The organism is Serratia aquatilis (assembly GCF_044865145.1).
In the GTDB taxonomy this organism is placed as follows: Bacteria; Pseudomonadota; Gammaproteobacteria; order Enterobacterales; family Enterobacteriaceae; genus Chania; species Chania aquatilis.
In genome coordinates, this window is the sequence record NZ_CP173186.1 from 2,535,577 (window position 1) to 2,552,398 (window position 16,822).

Here is a 16,822-nt window from a genome sequence, read left to right on the forward strand (position 1 = left end):
TTGTGCATTATCATACCCGCCTGGCGGGTGATAAAAAAAGGACGCACTGTTCAACAACAATCTGCAGAAAAAAGCATGTCGCGTATGGTACGGATTACGACGCCGAATACCAGCGCGTTTTACGGTGGCGCCCCATCTTACAGATGGGTGAATGACTTTCTTTCTTTATCGATCATGCTGATACCCGTCACAGGAAAATCCACCTTTCCCGCGCTATTTATCATAGCTATACTGTATAAAAAAACAGTATAAGGAGATGTGCCATGAAGCACTTTGTTCCAACCCCAACACCAGAAAAGCTATTTATCCCCTTGTTTGCTGACAGAGTACCCGCAGGCTTTCCAAGCCCTGCGCAGGACTATATTCATGCCAGAATTGACCTTAACGAGTATTGCATCAGTCATCCTAACGCGACCTATTTCCTTTACGCCACTGGGGACTCAATGCTTGAAGCTGGTATTACCGAAGGCTCGATGCTGGTTGTCGACCGCAGCATCAATCCAGTTCATGGCGACATCGTGATAGCGAGTATTGCGGGTGAATTCACTGTCAAGCGCTTGTGTTTACGCCCTTACCCGCAACTGGAACCGATGAACCCCAAGTATAAGCCGATCCCGCTGCAGGAAGGGCGGGATGATATGGAGGTTGTCGGTGTCGTTGTATCGTCAATCACGAGACTCAAATAATGTACGCGCTAGCGGATGTAAATAACTTTTATGCAAGCTGTGAAACCCTATGGCGGCCAGACTTGCGTGGCCGGCCTGTCGTGGTGCTTTCCAATAATGATGGCTGTGTTGTAGCTCGCAATAAAGAGGCGAAACAATTGAGGCTTCCCATGGGGGGACCCTATTTCAAGATTAAGCAACAATTCGAGCGTGCGGGTGGGGTCGCATTCAGCAGTAATTACGAGCTTTATGCCGATATGTCTGCTCGAGTGATGACCATTCTGGATGAAATGGTCCCCCACGTGGAAATGTATTCTATTGATGAAAGCTTTCTTGATTTGACCGGTGTGGATAATCACATTGAGCTCGAGGCATTTGGGCGCCAGATCCGCACCCGCGTATTGCGTGATACAGGTCTAAAGATAGGTGTCGGTATTGCTCAAACCAAAACCTTGGCAAAGCTGGCAAATTTTGCCGCCAAGAAGTGGGACAATACCGGTGGCGTTGTCGACTTGTCCGATCCGCTGCGGCAGCGCAAGCTGATGAACCTAGTGCCAGTGGCAGAGGTGTGGGGCATCGGCCGCCAGATATCAAAAAAGCTGAACATGCTAGGGATCGAAACGGCACTGCAGTTAGCGGATGCAAGCACAGCCATGATGCGTAAGCATTTCAGCGTGGTTATAGAGCGAACGGTGAGGGAGCTACGTGGTGAACCGTGCCTGGTTCTTGAAGAATTTGCGGCAACCAAACAGCAGATCATCTGTTCTCGCTCTTTTGGTGAACGGATCACTGAGTACGAGCAAATGCATCAGGCGATTTGCATGTACGCAACGCGAGCGGCCGAAAAGTTGCGGGAGGAACGTCAATATTGTCGGCACGTGAGTGCGTGGATCAAAACCAGCCCGTTCTCGGCCAATGAGGCATATTACGGTAACTCCGCCAACATACTGCTGAGCATACCTACGCAGGATACGCGCGATATTATCACCGCCGCAATGCGCTGCCTGGATGCAATCTGGCGACCCGGCCATCGCTACCAGAAAGGCGGAGTGATGTTGCAAGACTTTTTCAGTCAGGGAGTGGCGCAGTTTGAGTTATTCGACGAATACCGGCCTCAGCCCAACAGTGAGCAGTTGATGAAAGTATTAGACACGATCAATAAATCAGGGGGGGCGAAAATCTGGTTTGCAGGGCAAGGGGCCGATCAGGCATGGGCAATGAAGCGGGAGTTGCTCTCTCCGGCATATACCACCAGGCTCAGCGATCTGCCGCACGCCAGGGTGTACTGATAATCAAGTATGAACGGAGGTGCTCCATCAGAAAAAGGGCGCGAACCGCGCCCCGAGGGGCACTCCGACGGCTTACGCCGTTACGACCCCTTCGGCACGCTCCCCCTAATAATGGGCTTTGTCAGCAGTCTGAGGGCGCGAACCGCGCCCTGTGTGACTACTCTGAAGCGTTCTTTTCTGCTTTACCCGCCAGCAAACTGAGGAAGTCGTATTTTTCCTGTAGCTCCTGTTCTGCCGCTTTATACAGAGCCGCGGCGACTTCAGGCTGTTGCGTATTAAGGCGGCGGAAACGCTGCTCTTTATTCAGGGTTGCCGCCAGTTCGTTATTTGGTGGCCGTGAGTCTAACGCCAATGCCGCTTTACCTTCTGCTTTACGGCGTGGATCGAAGCGGTACAACGGCCAGAAACCTGTTGCGGTCAACTGTTTCATCTGATCATGACTGAGGGCCAGATCGTAACCGTGTTCTTCACAAGGGCTATAGGCGATGATCAGTGACGGCCCAGGGTAGGATTCTGCCTCCTGAATCGCTTTGACCGTTTGGTTAAGCTGTGCACCCAGCGAAATCTGTGCAACATACACATGACCATACATCATCATGCTGACGCCCAGATCTTTACGCGCCTTGCGCTTGCCATGTTCGCCAAACTTGGTCACCGCGCCCAGTGGGGTGGCTTTTGACTGTTGCCCACCGGTATTGGAATAACATTGAGTATCCAGCACCAGCACATTGACGTTCTCTGTCAGGCTGAGAACATGATCCAGTCCACCAAAGCCGATATCATAAGCCCAGCCATCTCCCCCAATCAGCCAGATGGATTTATCCACCAGATAATCGGCATCCGTAGCAAGTTGACGGGCATCGTTACCCTCGATAGTGGCCAGAAGATGTCGAAGTTCGGCGATCTGTTCGCGGCGCGCTACTATGGCCATCTCTTCTGCCTGGAGTGAGGTAACCAGGTGGTCCGGCAATTGCGGTGCCAGCGTAGCAAGCAGGCGCAATACACGGGTTCGGTGTTGGTCCACCGTCAGGCGGAAGCCCAGACCAAATTCGGCATTATCCTCAAACAGCGAGTTTGCCCATGCTGGTCCACGGCCATCAGCATTAGTGGTATAAGGCGTGGTTGGCAGATTCCCGCCGTAGATCGAAGAGCAACCAGTAGCGTTGGCAATCAGCAGGCGGTCGCCATAAAGTTGGGTGAGCAGCTTTATGTATGGCGTTTCTCCGCAACCCGAGCAGGCACCAGAGTACTCAAACAGCGGTGATATGAGCTGCGAGGTGCGGATATCGATACGCTCCATCTGCGCAGGATCGATTTCCGGCAGTTGCAGGAAGAAATCGTAATGTGCCTTTTCCTCTTCCAGATGCTGGAGGCGAGATGCCATATTGATCGCCTTGATTTCCGGATTCTGGCGATCTTTCGCTGGGCAAACCTCTACACACAGGTTACAGCCGGTGCAGTCCTCTGGGGCCACTTGCAGGACATATTTCTGTCCACGCATATCGCGCGCTTTTACATCCAGAGAGTGTAACGTATTGGGGGCCTGTTCCATGGCCGCAGGTGGAACCACTTTGGCACGTATGGCAGAGTGCGGACAGGCGGCAACACAGTGGTTGCACTGGGTACATAAGTCCGGCTGCCAGATAGGGATCGCTTCAGCAATATTGCGTTTTTCCCATTGGGTAGTGCCTACAGGCCAAGTGCCATCCGGTGGGAAGGCAGAGACCGGCAATGCATCACCTAACCCGGCCAACATTGCGGCGGTCACGGTTTTTACAAAGTCCGGCGCAGCGTCAGACACGACTGGAGGCCGCATTGGGCTATGGTTGTCGATTGGCTGCAGCGGGATTTCCGCCAATGCATTCAGCGTAGCACCCAGGGCTTGCCAGTTACGTTCAACAACTTCTTGGCCTTTATTGCTGTAGCTGCGGGCTATGGCGTCCTGAAGCTGTTGCAGGGCGACATCGCCGGGTAAAACCTGCGTCAGATGGAAGAACGCCATCTGCATAACGGTGTTAATGCGAGCACCCAACTGGCATTCACGCGCCAGTTTGGCCGCATTGATGATAAAGAATTTTGCCTGGCGCTGATGAAGCATCGCCTGTACTTCCTGTGGCAGACGTGACCATACCTCTTCAGTGCTGTAGGGGGTATTCAACAAGAATATCCCACCGGGTTTCAGCCGCTCCACCATCTGGTATTTGTCGATAAACTGCCACTGGTGACAGCCCACAAAGTCTGCGCGGTTGACCAGATACGCCGAGTTGATAGGGGTATCGCTAACCCGCAGGTGGGAAACCGTCAGGCCACCGGCTTTTTTCGAGTCGTAGACAAAATAGCCTTGGGCATACATTGGCGTACTGTTGCCGACGATCTTGATATTGTTCTTGGTCGCAGAAACTGACCCATCACTGCCTAAACCATAGAACAGCGCTTCCAGCGAGGCGCGCTGAGGCAGGCTTTGTTCACCAACCGGTAAGGAAAGGCCGGTAACGTCGTCAAAAATACCCACGGTGAAACGTGGACGCGGTTTATCCAGTGTCAACTCATGGAAAACCGCCAATGCGCAATCCGGGCCAAATTCTTTGGAGGAAAGCCCATAACGCCCACCAATCACCAGTGGTAGCGTAGGGCGCTCACCTCGGCTGAAGGCTTCCGCCAGCGCGGTCATCACATCCAGATACAGGGGTTCTGCCAAAGCACCTGGCTCTTTGGTGCGATCCAGTACGGCAATTTTTTTTACGCTCTCCGGCAGTGTGGCGATCAGATGTTTGGCCGAGAAAGGGCGGAAAAGCCGGACTTTGACGATGCCCACGTTCTCACCATGCGTCAGCAGGTGGTCGATGACCTCCTCACAGGTGCCGATTGCGGAACCCATCAGGATCACTACCCGTTCAGCCTGAGGGTGGCCGTAATATTCGAACGGTTGATAAGAACGCCCAGTGAGGTGGGCAAATTTTCCCATCGCTTCGCTGACATGCCGGTAGGTGTTGTCGTACCACGGATTGGTGGCTTCACGCGCCTGGAAGTAGGTATCCGGGTTGGCAGAGGTTCCTCGTACTACGGGATGATCCGGCGACAGCGCACGGCTGCGATGCGCATCAATAGCGGCCTGAGGCAGCATTTGCAGGAGCGTATCGTCACTCAGCGGAGCGATCTTATTGATTTCGTGCGAAGTACGGAAACCATCGAAGAAATGGATAAAAGGCAGGCGGCTGTTTAGCGTCGCCGTTTGTGCGATCAGGGCGAAATCTTGCGCCTCCTGCACACTGCTGGCACAAAGCATGGCACAGCCCGTTTGGCGCACCGCCATCACGTCGGAATGATCGCCAAAAATTGACAGTGCGTGGGTTGCGACTGTGCGTGCTGCTACGTGCAGTACAAAAGGCGTCAGTTCACCGGCCAGCTTGTACAGCGTTGGGATCATCAATAACAACCCCTGGGAAGAAGTGAAACTAGTGGATAGTGCACCGGTTTGCAACGCGCCGTGCACGGTGGCAATAGCACCACCTTCGGACTGCATCTCCACTACGCGAGGTACGTCTCCCCAAATGTTTTTCCTGCCGTCACCGGACCAGGCATCGGCCTGTTCTGCCATGGTGGAACTGGGGGTAATAGGATAAATGGCAATCACTTCATTCGTGCGGTAGGCTACTGAAGCGACAGCGTTATTACCATCTGTAGTAATCATCTTAAGTACCTTTCTGTGCTCACAAAGCTGCAAAATGCGCCTCTTGCAGTAATCGCTGGAGTTTAACAGAGGCCTATATTTCGGCTTTATCGCATTTGTGTGGCACACAATAATCTGATGTAACGTGATATTTCGCCGGATACTTATTATTATTTACTGTGCAAAGAGCAATTATTGCTGAAGTTTAACGATAATTTAATCTTGATGTTTCATACTGATAAAACATCATAAAAGTGGAAAACAGACTGATGAATGGGTTTATGTATTTAACGATGGCGATCATCGCTGAAGTGATCGCGACTTCCATGTTGAAAGCATCAGAAGGGTTTACACGCTTATGGCCTTCACTGCTGGTGGTGGTGGGGTATGCTATCTCATTTTGGGGGCTTTCGATGGTGGTGAAGATAATGCCGTTGGGTATTGTCTATGCCATTTGGTCCGGCATGGGGATCGTTTTGGTTTCCATCGCTGCGGTGTTTATTTATCAGCAGAAATTGGATCTTCCAGCCATATTGGGTATGGGATTAATCATTGCTGGCGTATTGGTGATTAATTTGCTGTCAAAATCCTCTGTACACTAGTTGGATATTATCGCTGGAAATACCACCTCATTACCCGATGCAAGCAAAAGGGGCATCGGGTTATTTGACTTTTTCACTCTTTCAGTGAATATCCAATGAATGTACGCCAGGCACTATCATGATTTTTTGATAAATGTCGGTGATTTTCCTCCGTGAGGATAGCGTTACTTCCAGCGACAATTCACAGTCTTCGGTTTTCCCTTCTTGCTGGGTAACCGACAGACTGGCAGGACGGATACGCATTTTCTGTAACTCCAGCAGTACTGCCGGTACGCTCTTCGATGTCAGCCGCAGTAATACGAAGTGGTGATGTCCGAGTAGTCGATTACTTAACTGACGAAAGACCTCTAGCACCACTAATGTCATTAGCGTGCCATAAAGGCCAATTTCGTATAAACCACTACCGATAACTAATCCAATAGCGGCTGTAACCCAAAGCCCGGCTGCCGTGGTGAGCCCTTTGACAATCTGCTTCTGGATAATGATGGTACCCGCACCGAGAAATCCCATGCCACTGACTACCTGTGCCGCAACCCGGCTCGGGTCTAACTCGACGTGTGACAACTGGAGTAAATCGTCGAAACCATATTTTGAAACGATCATAAACATCGCGCTGCCAATGCCGACTAAAATATGGGTGCGCAAACCCGCTTCTTTAGCGCGTAATTGTCGTTCCAGGCCGATCAGGCCGCCAAGTGCGCCAGCCAGGGCGATGCGAAGGAGCAAATCTGTAATCATGGGAAAAATCCTGTATTAGCACGGTAACCTGAGTATTTGGCAGCCAAATTTCTTCGCAGGTCAAAAAAACGTCAAAATAATGCTTAAACGTATTTGCATTATTAATGTAACAGGCTAGATTAAACTGGTTTTTACCAGTCATGCGCAGGGTTGCCAGTAATGGTGATTTTATACAGTGTCGTCTTGGATCAGGGGTACAAATAATGATTACGCTAAAATGGCTGTTTGCTGGCGCAGTACTGATGTTGGCTGCTTGCAGCAGTAATAACAATGAAGAGCCGCCGCAGATTGCAACCAGCGCCAATATTGGTGTAATACCGACCAGCGCAGATTGCGCAAACGTAGGGGGAGTTACGGCGATTGCGCACACGCTGAATGGTGATGCGATCAGAATGTGCCAGATGCCGAATGGTAAACAGTGTGAAGAATCTACGCTGAGCGGTGGGACCTGTGCCAACGCGAGATGAATCCTGTTACCGGGCCGACAGGCAGCCCGGTAATAGAAATACTGAAAAATCTGGCGTTATAGCTGATTTTGGCAAGCTTCTCCGCGAGAAAGCTGATCGATATTCCTCAACGTGGTTTCCGAAATGCTGGTTAGCGCTTCTTCTGTCAGGAATGCTTGGTGGCCGGTAAATAACACGTTGTGGCAGGCTGATAACCGGCGGAAAACATCATCCTGAATGACATCATTGGATTTGTCTTCAAAGAACAGATCGCGCTCATTTTCATAGACGTCCATTCCTAGCGCGCCGATTTTCTGTTGTTTCAGCGCGTCAATTGCGGCTGAAGAGTCGATCAAACCACCACGGCTGGTATTTATCACCATCACTCCGTCTTTCATCATCGCAAAAGCACTCGCATTTAGCAGATGATGGTTTTCGGGCGTAAGTGGGCAGTGCAGGGTAATCACATCAGATTGGGCATACAGGGTTGCCAGATCGACATATTCCGCTCCCAGTTCCAGCGCTTGCGCATTTGGGTAAGGATCGTAAGCCAACAGTTTCATGCCAAACCCTTTAAGAATGAGCATCGTAGCTACGCCAATCTTGCCGGTACCGATCACCCCCGCGGTGCGGTTATGCATATTGAATCCGATCAACCCCTCCAGTGAGAAGTTGGCATCACGGGTTCGCTGATAGGCTCGATGAATACGGCGGTTAAGGCACATCATCATACCGATAGCGTGTTCGGCGACGGCTTCCGGCGAATAGGCCGGGACACGAACCACCTTGATACCTAACTCTTTGGCGGCATCCAGGTCGACGTTATTGAATCCGGCACAACGCAGGGCGAGGATCTCCACCCCAATCGCGGCAAGCTCTTCCAGGACTTCACGGCTACCATCGTCGTTCACAAAGATGCAAACCGCCTTACAGCCGACGGCGGTTTTGGCCGTTTTCTTGCTGAGAAGAAAATCGAAGAACTCCAGTTCATAACCGAACTGCTGATTTACCAGTTCAAGATACTTACGGTCATACTGTTTGGTACTGTAAATCGCCATTTTCATCGTGGTTTCTCCCCATAATTATGTGATCAAGTTAACATGTTTTGCCAAATACGAAAATGACTTAGCGGGTGCATCGAGCCTTGAGATGCGGGGATAAAGTGCATCCGTATTTTCCTGACATTCAGTACAAGAAACTAAATGAGTAACCTGACAATGAGAATGCATCACCTTCACCTGTCGGAGGATCCGTGCCATCATTACGCTATGATTTGGCAGCATTTACCTTGTCTCATCGGTGTTCATCATGATTAAAGCCAACGCGTAATGAGAAAGAGATCAAAAGTAGCTTTATGGTTTATGGCGGGCATTGCCCTTCTGTTCATCACGCTGTGGCAAACTTTGCCAAAGTGGTTGCCACGAGTAATAACCCCGTGGCTTCCCGCGGGTAGCCAACTGGTTTTACAAGGCCCATTGCGCTGGCAGCATGGCGCGTTGCATATCGACGCTATAAGCTTCAGCGCCCAGGCGTGTGTTATCGCCAGCGTGAGTGGAGTAAGCCTGTCTTATCAGCGTAGTGCCTGGCGGCTAAATAGCGAACAGGCCAACCTGGATACCGGTTGTTTTTCAAAATTACCCACCGAAAGGGGCAAAACCCCATTTGCGTTGGATCGGCTGCAAAATCAACTCCCACCATTTGATCTGACCATCGGTCATTTCAGCGTCACTCCATGGCCGCTCTATGCGGGTAAAATGAGGGTTGTGTCTTCTGACGCGGGTCAACGACTGCAATATTGGGGGCAAAATCTTAGTGCTGAGGCAAAGTTGAATACACATCAGCAACTAACGCTTACTCGTCTCAGCATTACGCCACCTAACAGTGGCGCGCCAATAAAGCTGACGGGTGAAACAACCATACCGTTGGATTTAGCTCATCTGCCAACCCAGGGCATGTTGCAGGGGGAAGTGGAAACCGCCTATCTGGAAAATCCCTTATCGCTGGATTTTCACTGGCAACACCGGCGTGGTGTGTTGATCTTAAAGGAGAAGGGCAAAGACCAACCTTTGGCAACACTACCGTGGGAAGTCGCACCCCAGCAGATCCGTATTGATAAAGGTGAATGGCATTGGCCATACGGTGCTCAACCACTTAGTGGTGGGCTAAGCCTTGCATTGCATGACTGGGATGAAGGATTTGGTGAAAGTCAGCTCAGCGCACGCCTGAATGTGATTACTGCTGGTAACAACGGCAAAGGCAATGCCGTACTAACCCTGGGGCCGGGAACTGTGAGCCTGATAAACAGCGAGCTCATTTCAGCTTACCGGCCAGGCTAATCTGGCGAATTTATCGCTCACGGCCTCAATCCCTGGTGTACTTCGTGGTTCTCTGCTTAACCCCACCTTGGCATTACAGCCGGGATCATTATTGCGTGCCTGGGGGCCTTTGGCAAAGGAGATGAAGCTGGAGGAAGCGCGTTTACCTTTGGCCGGAGTAACCGTTACCTCGCAGGGTATCAGTGGCCGCTTACAAGCCATTATTCGTGCCAGAGATAGTTATTGGGGGCAGTTCAAGTTACATCTGGACGGCCAGGCACAAACATTCTGGCCAGATCAGGGGGGTTGGCAGTGGCACTATTGGGGCAGTGGTAAACTGCCTCCGCTACAAGCGGGTTGGGATGTCGCGGGTAGCGGTCAATGGCAGGGCTCAACGATTACGCTTGATCGCCTTTCGACCGGTTTTGATCAACTGAAATATGGGCTGGTCAAAGTGGCGGCCCCGCGCCTGACGCTCAGCCAGCCAATCGTCTGGCAGCGTGATGCTAAGGTAGCGCGACTTACCGGTCGCGCACAATTGTTGGCCGACAAAATCAGTTTTGGTGATGGTGGTCACCTGCCGCCTTCAGTACTGGATTTGCAACTGAATGGGCAAGGGCCAGAAAGCTTCCAGTGGCAGAGCACGTTACAAGCCGAAAAAATAGGTCCTATCGCTCTGCAAGGCCGTTGGGATGGGCAAAGGTTACGGGGGCAGGGTTGGTGGCCGAAGCAATCATTGGTAGTGTTCCAGCCGCTGCTCTCGCCAGAGCTGGGGATCAAATTGCGTGACGGAGAATTTTATGCTCAATCGGCGTTTTCTGCTGCTCGTGGGCAGGGATTCGAAGCTGGTGGCCATTGGGCAGTGCGCAATGGCGGTATGTGGTTAAAAGACGGTGAAATGAGTGGTGTAGACTTTGTGCTGCCCTATCGGTTAAAAAACCACCGCTGGGAGTTTGGCGCTAGAAAGCCGGTGATGCTGCGTATCAAGTCACTCAGTAATCTGTTTGAGATACAAAATATTAGCGCGGATCTGCAGGGTGCCTATCCATTTAGCGAGGCGCACCCGCTCACGCTGAGTCATGTTGGTATGGATACGTTAAATGGCCATATCAGCCTGTCGGCATTGCGCCTGCCGCAGAACAACGCAGCAGTACTCAAGCTGGAAAAAATCGACCTCAGTGTGTTATTTACCGCGTTAAACCCGAAGCAATTTGCTATGTCGGGTCTCGTCGATGGAGAACTTCCGCTCTATTTGAATCATCCTAAATGGCTGGTTCGCGACGGTTGGATCGCCAATGCCAGCTTACTGACTTTGCGGCTGGATAAAGACATGGCCGATGCCATTGGCAGTAATAACCTGGCGAGTGGCGCAGCCATTGATTGGTTGCGCTATATGGAAATTAATCGCACCAAGGCGAGTGTCAATCTTAACAATTTGGGGGAACTAACGTTAAAAGCGCGTGTTGAGGGTGTAAATCCGCAGAAAAATGCCAAGCGTGAGGTTATCCTTAATTATAGTCATCAGGAAAACGTGTTTCAGCTTTGGCAAAGCCTGCGTTTCGGTAATAATTTACAGGAGTGGCTGGAGCAGGTCCTTTCTAAACCCGGGGAACAACAATGAAGATCACATCGAGGCCATTGCTGGCAGCCATACTAGGTACATCCTTGCTCAGTGGTTGTGTGCCGCGCATCGAGGTGGCGGCACCCAAGGATCCCATCACGATCAATATGAATGTCAAAATTGAACACGAAATCCGTATCAAGGTGGATAAGGACGTTGAAAATCTGCTGAAAAATCGTAGCGATCTTTTCTAGGGGCCAAAATGAAAAAACATTATCGCTGGTTACTTGCTGTCTGTTGGTTAGTTGGCGGTGCGGCCCAAGCATTGACGTTAGATGAGGCCAAACTGCAGGGGCGCGTCGGTGAAACGCTGAGTGGCTATATTGCCCCGTTGAAAAAGGATGCAGAAACTCAGGCATTGGTTAAAAAAATCAATACCGAACGAGCCGAAAAATATCAGGAAGTGGCAGAAGGTAATCATATTGCCACCGACGAAGTTGCCCGTTTGGCAGGGCAGAAACTGGTGACGCGCGCTCCCGCCGGTGAATATGTGCGTGGCATTAACGGCCAGTGGTTGAAGAAATAAAAAAGCGCGCCTAGGGCGCGCAATAGGAATGCAGACATTAATTGTTTTGAGGGTTATATCAGTTTTGCAGGGATCTTGCTCGGTTCCTGCATTCGGTTCCGGGCATAATACCTGCTCATGGGAGAAACAAGCCGAAGTTGATTAAGCCGCGACGACTTCAACCACTGCAGCTTTGGCGTCTTCCTGTGCTTTGCTCGCGGCTTCTGGACCATAAGCAATACCTTCAGCAAACACGAACTCAATGTCGGTAATACCGATAAACCCGAGGAACAGACGCAGATAAGGTTCTACCAGATCGGTAGCAGTCCCTTTATGAACCCCGCCACGGCTGGTGAGAATGATCGCACGTTTACCCTTCACCAGGCCTTCCGGGCCGTTCTCGGTATAGCGGAAAGTGACGCCAGCACGGGCAATCAGGTCAAAATAGTTCTTCAACTGGGTTGGAATGTTGAAGTTGTACATTGGAGCAGCCATAACGATAGTGTCATTGGCCTGCAACTCGGCAATCAACTCGTCAGAGAGAGCCAATGCTTCTTTCTGGCGTGGTGTTAATGGATCATCTGAAGGGCGTAACGCACCAACCAGTTCGCCATCCAGCACCGGAATAGGCTTTGCAGCCAGATCGCGGACGGTAATTGTATCGTTGCTGTGAGCCTTGGACCACTGCTCAACAAGGAAATCGATCAATTGGTTTGATTGAGAGTAATTTGCCAGGATGCTTGATTTAAGTACCAGTACTTTGCTCATTGTTAATTCCTTTGGTTATGTCAGTACCTGTAGGACCGTTCGTCCCTTGCATGCGTTACACTCTATTTATAATCATCAAAGAGGGATAGCGGAATATTTCGAGATCTTCGTTCGATTTTCTTGAACAAAAATGGCTGATTAAGCTAATGGATTATGGGGAAAAAACCCATTGTGGTATCCTGCTGCGCTTCGTCAAAATATGACAAACCCCAATTAAAACCGTTGCTATGCGCGCTTACCCTGAGTAAAGCAGCGAAGAAACAAGGAATACCGAACGTGAAATCCCCGCTCGCGGTTTTGTCATCCCAACTGGATGGCTTGATGCTCCGTGATCAGCAGCGTCTGCAACGCCGGTTGCAGGGTGCTCAAAAAGTCAAAAAACCCGATGCTCAGCAGGCGATTGCTGCAGAGATAGAAGGTGACATCCGTCTGGCATTACAGAAGGTGCAGTCGCGGGTGGCTTCATGCCCGAAAATCACCTATCCGGAAAGCCTGCCTGTCAGCCAGAAAAAACAGGATATTCTCGCCGCAATCCGCGACCATCAGGTGGTGATTGTTGCCGGTGAAACGGGGTCGGGGAAAACCACCCAGTTACCGAAAATCTGTTTGGAGCTGGGCCGCGGTGTCAAAGGGGTGATCGGTCATACTCAGCCACGCCGCCTGGCTGCTCGTACTGTTGCCAACCGGATTGCGGATGAACTGGAAACTCCACTGGGTGGTAGCGTGGGTTATAAAGTTCGTTTTAACGATCAGGTGGGCGAGAATACCCTGGTTAAATTGATGACCGACGGTATCCTACTGGCAGAGATCCAGCAGGACCGTCTGTTGATGCAGTATGACACGCTGATCATTGACGAAGCGCACGAACGCAGCCTGAACATTGATTTTATTCTGGGTTATCTGCGGCAACTGCTGCCTAAGCGCCCGGACCTGAAAGTAATCATTACTTCTGCCACCATCGATCCACAGCGTTTTTCCCGCCATTTCAACAACGCACCAATTGTTGAAGTTTCTGGCCGTACCTATCCGGTAGAAGTCCGTTACCGGCCGGTAGTGGATGATGCTGATGATAGCGAGCGTGACCAGCTACAGGCGATTTTTGATGCGGTTGATGAACTGGGCCGTGAAGGGCCTGGCGATATCCTGATTTTTATGAGTGGTGAACGCGAAATCCGCGATACAGCCGAAGCGTTGACCAGGCTCAATTTGCCGCATACCGAAGTATTGCCACTGTATGCCCGTTTATCCAACAGTGAACAAAATCGGGTGTTTCAGTCGCATCATGGTCGTCGTATTGTTCTGGCGACCAACGTGGCGGAAACCTCCCTTACCGTGCCGGGGATCAAGTACGTTATCGACCCTGGGACGGCGCGGATCAGCCGCTATAGCTTCCGCACCAAGGTACAGCGTTTGCCGATTGAGCCGATTTCGCAGGCTTCCGCCAATCAGCGTAAGGGCCGCTGTGGGCGTGTTTCTGAAGGTATCTGTATCCGGTTATTCTCAGAACAGGATTTCCTGTCTCGCCCTGAATTCACCGATCCGGAAATTCTGCGAACCAATCTGGCCTCGGTCATCCTGCAGATGACCTCTCTGGGGCTGGGTGACATTGCGGCATTTCCCTTTGTGGAAGCGCCTGATAGTCGCAATATTCAGGACGGTGTTCGGCTACTGGAAGAGCTGGGTGCTATCAAGACCGCGGAAAACGGTCATTATCAACTGACACCGCAAGGCCGCCAGTTGGCACAGTTGCCGATAGACCCTCGCCTTGCGCGGATGGTATTGGAAGCCCAGAAAAGTGGCAGCGTACGTGAAATGATGATCATCACCTCGGCGTTGTCGATCCAGGATCCGCGTGAGCGGCCAATGGATAAACAGCAGGCATCAGATGAGAAACACCGCCGCTTCGCTGACAAAGATTCAGATTTTATGGCGTTTGTTAATCTGTGGGACTATCTGAAAGAGCAACAGAAAGAAAACTCGGCCAGCCAGTTCCGCCGCCTGTGCCGCAACGATTTCCTGAACTATCTGCGTGTGCGCGAATGGCAGGATATTTATACTCAACTGCGTCAGGTGGTTAAAGAGCTGGGGCTGCCGATCAACAGCGTTCCTTCCGATTATCGCAGTATACACACGGCGTTGCTGAGCGGTTTGCTTTCACATGTTGGGCAGAAAGATGCCGATAAGCAAGAATTTACCGGTGCTCGCAACGCACGTTTCTCTCTTTTTCCTGGTTCCGGGCTATTCAAAAAACCGCCTAAATGGACGATGGTTGCCGAACTGGTAGAAACCAGCCGTCTTTGGGGGCGTATTGCCGCTCGAATCGAACCTGAGTGGATCGAGCCGATGGCTCAGCATCTGGTCAAGCACCATTACAGCGAGCCTCACTGGTCTAAGTCCCAAGGGGCGGTGATGGCCAGTGAAAAGGTCACACTGTTTGGTTTGCCGATTGTCATGGCACGCTCGGTGAATTACAGCACCCTCGATCCCTTGCTTTGCCGCGAATTGTTTATCCGCCATGCGCTGGTGGAGGGGGACTGGCAGACGCGCCATTCATTTTTTGCTGCCAACTTGAAATTGCGCGCTGAAGTAGAAGAACTGGAACATAAATCGCGGCGTCGCGACATCTTGGTGGATGACGAGACACTGTTCAGTTTTTACGACCAGCGTATCCCGATGGATGTGGTCTCTGGGCGCCATTTCGACAACTGGTGGAAAACGGCCAGTAAGCAAACACCTGAGCTACTCAACTTCGAAAAATCGATGTTGATTAAGGATGGTGCCAACAAAGTCAGCGCGTTGGATTACCCGAACTTCTGGCATCAGGGGGATCTCAAACTGCGGTTGACCTATCAGTTTGAGCCAGGAACCGATGCCGATGGTGTCACGGTACACATTCCGCTGCCTATCCTCAATCAAGTTGAAGAGGCCGGTTTTGAGTGGCAAATTCCAGGCATCCGCCGGGATTTAGTGATTGCGTTGATCAAATCGTTGCCAAAGCCGGTGCGCCGGAATTTTGTCCCCGCGCCGAACTACGCCGAAGCGTTTATTGGCCGGGCAAAACCGTTGGAAATGCCGCTGTTGGATTCGTTGGAACGCGAGTTGCGCCGCATGACTGGCGTGACGGTGTCACGTGATGATTGGCAGTGGGATCAGGTGCCCGATCACCTTAAAATGACGTTCCGTGTAGTAGGCGATAAACACAAGACCTTAAGTGAAGGTAAAGATCTTGCCGCGCTGAAATTGCAGTTGAAGGGGAAAGTGCAGGAAACGCTGTCGGCGGTTGTTGATGACGGTCTGGAGCAAAGTAATCTCCATATCTGGAGCTTCGGCCAACTACCCACATTTTACGAGCAGAAGCGCGGCAGCTATTCGGTCAAGGCTTATCCTGCGCTGGTGGATGAAAAAGACAGCGTGGCTATCCGCCTGTTTGACAGTGAGCAGGAACAGCAACAGGCGATGTGGCAGGGTACCCGCCGTTTACTTTTGCTGAATATCCCTTCGCCGATTAAATATTTGCATGAGAAGTTACCGAACAAAGCCAAGCTTGGGCTGTATTTCAACCCCTATGGCAAAGTTATGGATCTGATCGATGACTGTATCTCTTGCGGTATTGATAAGCTGATTGCAGAGCATGGCGGTCTGGTCTGGCAGGAAGAAAACTTCGCACGATTGCAGGAGAAGGTTCGCGCAGAACTGAACGAAACGGTCGTTGATGTGGCCAAGCAGGTCGAACAGATCCTGACGATGGTATTCAACATCAACAAACGCCTGAAAGGGCGTTTGGATATGTCATTAGCGCTAGCGTTTTCAGATATCAAAGCTCAGCTTGGTGGCCTGATTTATCGCGGTTTTGTGACTAATAACGGATGGAGCCGCTTAGCGGATACCTTACGTTATTTACAGGCCATTGAGCGCAGGTTGGAAAAGTTGGCTGTCGATCCGCACCGCGATCGTGCGCAGATGTTACGGGTTGAACAGGTACAGCAGGCCTGGCAGCAGTGGTTGAACAAGTTGCCGCCGAAACGACAGCAGGATGAAGAGGTTAAAGCGGTACGCTGGATGATAGAGGAATTACGCGTCAGCCTGTTCGCTCAACAACTGGGCACGCCCTATCCGATTTCCGATAAGCGGATCCTGCAAACCCTCGAACAACTCTCGGTGTAAGCTCTTGTATCCTGCGTAGCGATGCTACGCAGGATAGGC

The 16,822-nt window shown here is 51.2% G+C and carries 11 protein-coding genes and 2 pseudogenes; 8 read left to right on the top strand and 5 right to left on the bottom strand.

Translation table 11 applies throughout. The features are described from left to right. Positions 1-47: 47 nt before the first annotated feature. Positions 48-138: pseudogene (locus SAQUA_RS11425) on the bottom strand (site-specific integrase); the annotation flags it as partial. A 125-nt stretch (positions 139-263) separates the two neighbouring features. Between SAQUA_RS11425 and umuD the strand changes: the two are divergent. Continuing rightward, positions 264-686 (top strand): translesion error-prone DNA polymerase V autoproteolytic subunit, encoded by a 423-nt coding sequence (umuD, locus tag SAQUA_RS11430; RefSeq protein ID WP_380673563.1) that lies wholly within the window; start codon positions 264-266, stop codon positions 684-686. Beyond that, a complete protein-coding gene (umuC, locus tag SAQUA_RS11435) occupies positions 686-1,954 on the top strand; it encodes a translesion error-prone DNA polymerase V subunit UmuC (RefSeq protein WP_380673564.1) in 1,269 nt (422 codons plus the stop codon). The genes umuD and umuC overlap by 1 nt, the downstream gene beginning before the upstream one ends. 157 nt (positions 1,955-2,111) lie before the next feature. On the opposite strand, the gene nifJ is transcribed toward umuC, so the two are convergent. Next, positions 2,112-5,645 carry a pyruvate:ferredoxin (flavodoxin) oxidoreductase gene (gene nifJ, locus SAQUA_RS11440; RefSeq protein WP_380673565.1) on the bottom strand — a complete coding sequence of 1,178 codons (3,534 nt, stop codon included), beginning with the start codon at positions 5,643-5,645 and terminating at the stop codon, positions 2,112-2,114. Between the two features lie 248 nt (positions 5,646-5,893). On the opposite strand from nifJ, the gene SAQUA_RS11445 reads away from it, so the two are divergent. Continuing rightward, a complete protein-coding gene (locus SAQUA_RS11445; protein ID WP_380673566.1) occupies positions 5,894-6,226 on the top strand; it encodes an SMR family transporter in 333 nt (110 codons plus the stop codon). An 81-nt stretch (positions 6,227-6,307) separates the two neighbouring features. On the opposite strand, the gene SAQUA_RS11450 is transcribed toward SAQUA_RS11445, so the two are convergent. Continuing rightward, positions 6,308-6,964 (bottom strand): MgtC/SapB family protein, encoded by a 657-nt coding sequence (locus SAQUA_RS11450; protein ID WP_380673567.1) that lies wholly within the window; start codon positions 6,962-6,964, stop codon positions 6,308-6,310. 203 nt (positions 6,965-7,167) lie between these two features. Between SAQUA_RS11450 and SAQUA_RS11455 the strand changes: the two genes are divergently transcribed. After that, entirely contained in the window at positions 7,168-7,431 is a 264-nt protein-coding gene (locus tag SAQUA_RS11455) for a DUF333 domain-containing protein (RefSeq protein ID WP_380673568.1), read from the top strand. A gap of 56 nt (positions 7,432-7,487) precedes the next feature. Here SAQUA_RS11455 and SAQUA_RS11460 read toward each other — a convergent pair whose 3' ends face one another. Then, a complete protein-coding gene (locus SAQUA_RS11460; RefSeq protein WP_380673569.1) occupies positions 7,488-8,474 on the bottom strand; it encodes a 2-hydroxyacid dehydrogenase in 987 nt (328 codons plus the stop codon). 264 nt (positions 8,475-8,738) lie between these two features. Between SAQUA_RS11460 and SAQUA_RS11465 the strand changes: the two are divergent. The 3 genes and pseudogenes from SAQUA_RS11465 (at position 8,739) to SAQUA_RS11475 (ending at position 11,872) form a co-directional block, all read left to right on the top strand. Further along, positions 8,739-11,346 (top strand): annotated as a pseudogene (locus SAQUA_RS11465) (YdbH family protein). Then, entirely contained in the window at positions 11,343-11,540 is a 198-nt protein-coding gene (locus SAQUA_RS11470) for a YnbE family lipoprotein (RefSeq protein ID WP_380673570.1), read from the top strand. The pseudogene SAQUA_RS11465 and the gene SAQUA_RS11470 overlap by 4 nt, the downstream one beginning before the upstream one ends. A gap of 8 nt (positions 11,541-11,548) precedes the next feature. Beyond that, positions 11,549-11,872 (top strand): YdbL family protein, encoded by a 324-nt coding sequence (locus SAQUA_RS11475; protein ID WP_380673571.1) that lies wholly within the window; start codon positions 11,549-11,551, stop codon positions 11,870-11,872. Between the two features lie 141 nt (positions 11,873-12,013). On the opposite strand, the gene SAQUA_RS11480 is transcribed toward SAQUA_RS11475, so the two are convergent. Then, positions 12,014-12,619 (bottom strand): FMN-dependent NADH-azoreductase, encoded by a 606-nt coding sequence (locus SAQUA_RS11480; protein ID WP_380673572.1) that lies wholly within the window; start codon positions 12,617-12,619, stop codon positions 12,014-12,016. A gap of 276 nt (positions 12,620-12,895) precedes the next feature. Between SAQUA_RS11480 and hrpA the strand changes: the two genes are divergently transcribed. Continuing rightward, positions 12,896-16,783 carry an ATP-dependent RNA helicase HrpA gene (gene hrpA, locus SAQUA_RS11485; protein WP_380673573.1) on the top strand — a complete coding sequence of 1,296 codons (3,888 nt, stop codon included), beginning with the start codon at positions 12,896-12,898 and terminating at the stop codon, positions 16,781-16,783. Positions 16,784-16,822 lie beyond the last annotated feature (39 nt).

Excerpts from the sequence above, each read along its gene's own strand:
- umuD (WP_380673563.1), top strand. The coding sequence starts at position 264 with ATGAAGCACTTTGTTCCAACCCCAACACCAGAAAAGCTATTTATCCCC.
- umuC (WP_380673564.1), top strand. The coding sequence starts at position 686 with ATGTACGCGCTAGCGGATGTAAATAACTTTTATGCAAGCTGTGAAACC.
- nifJ (WP_380673565.1), bottom strand. The coding sequence starts at position 5,645 with ATGATTACTACAGATGGTAATAACGCTGTCGCTTCAGTAGCCTACCGC.
- SAQUA_RS11445 (WP_380673566.1), top strand. The coding sequence starts at position 5,894 with ATGAATGGGTTTATGTATTTAACGATGGCGATCATCGCTGAAGTGATC.
- SAQUA_RS11450 (WP_380673567.1), bottom strand. The coding sequence starts at position 6,964 with ATGATTACAGATTTGCTCCTTCGCATCGCCCTGGCTGGCGCACTTGGC.
- SAQUA_RS11455 (WP_380673568.1), top strand. The coding sequence starts at position 7,168 with ATGATTACGCTAAAATGGCTGTTTGCTGGCGCAGTACTGATGTTGGCT.
- SAQUA_RS11460 (WP_380673569.1), bottom strand. The coding sequence starts at position 8,474 with ATGAAAATGGCGATTTACAGTACCAAACAGTATGACCGTAAGTATCTT.
- SAQUA_RS11470 (WP_380673570.1), top strand. The coding sequence starts at position 11,343 with ATGAAGATCACATCGAGGCCATTGCTGGCAGCCATACTAGGTACATCC.
- SAQUA_RS11475 (WP_380673571.1), top strand. The coding sequence starts at position 11,549 with ATGAAAAAACATTATCGCTGGTTACTTGCTGTCTGTTGGTTAGTTGGC.
- SAQUA_RS11480 (WP_380673572.1), bottom strand. The coding sequence starts at position 12,619 with ATGAGCAAAGTACTGGTACTTAAATCAAGCATCCTGGCAAATTACTCT.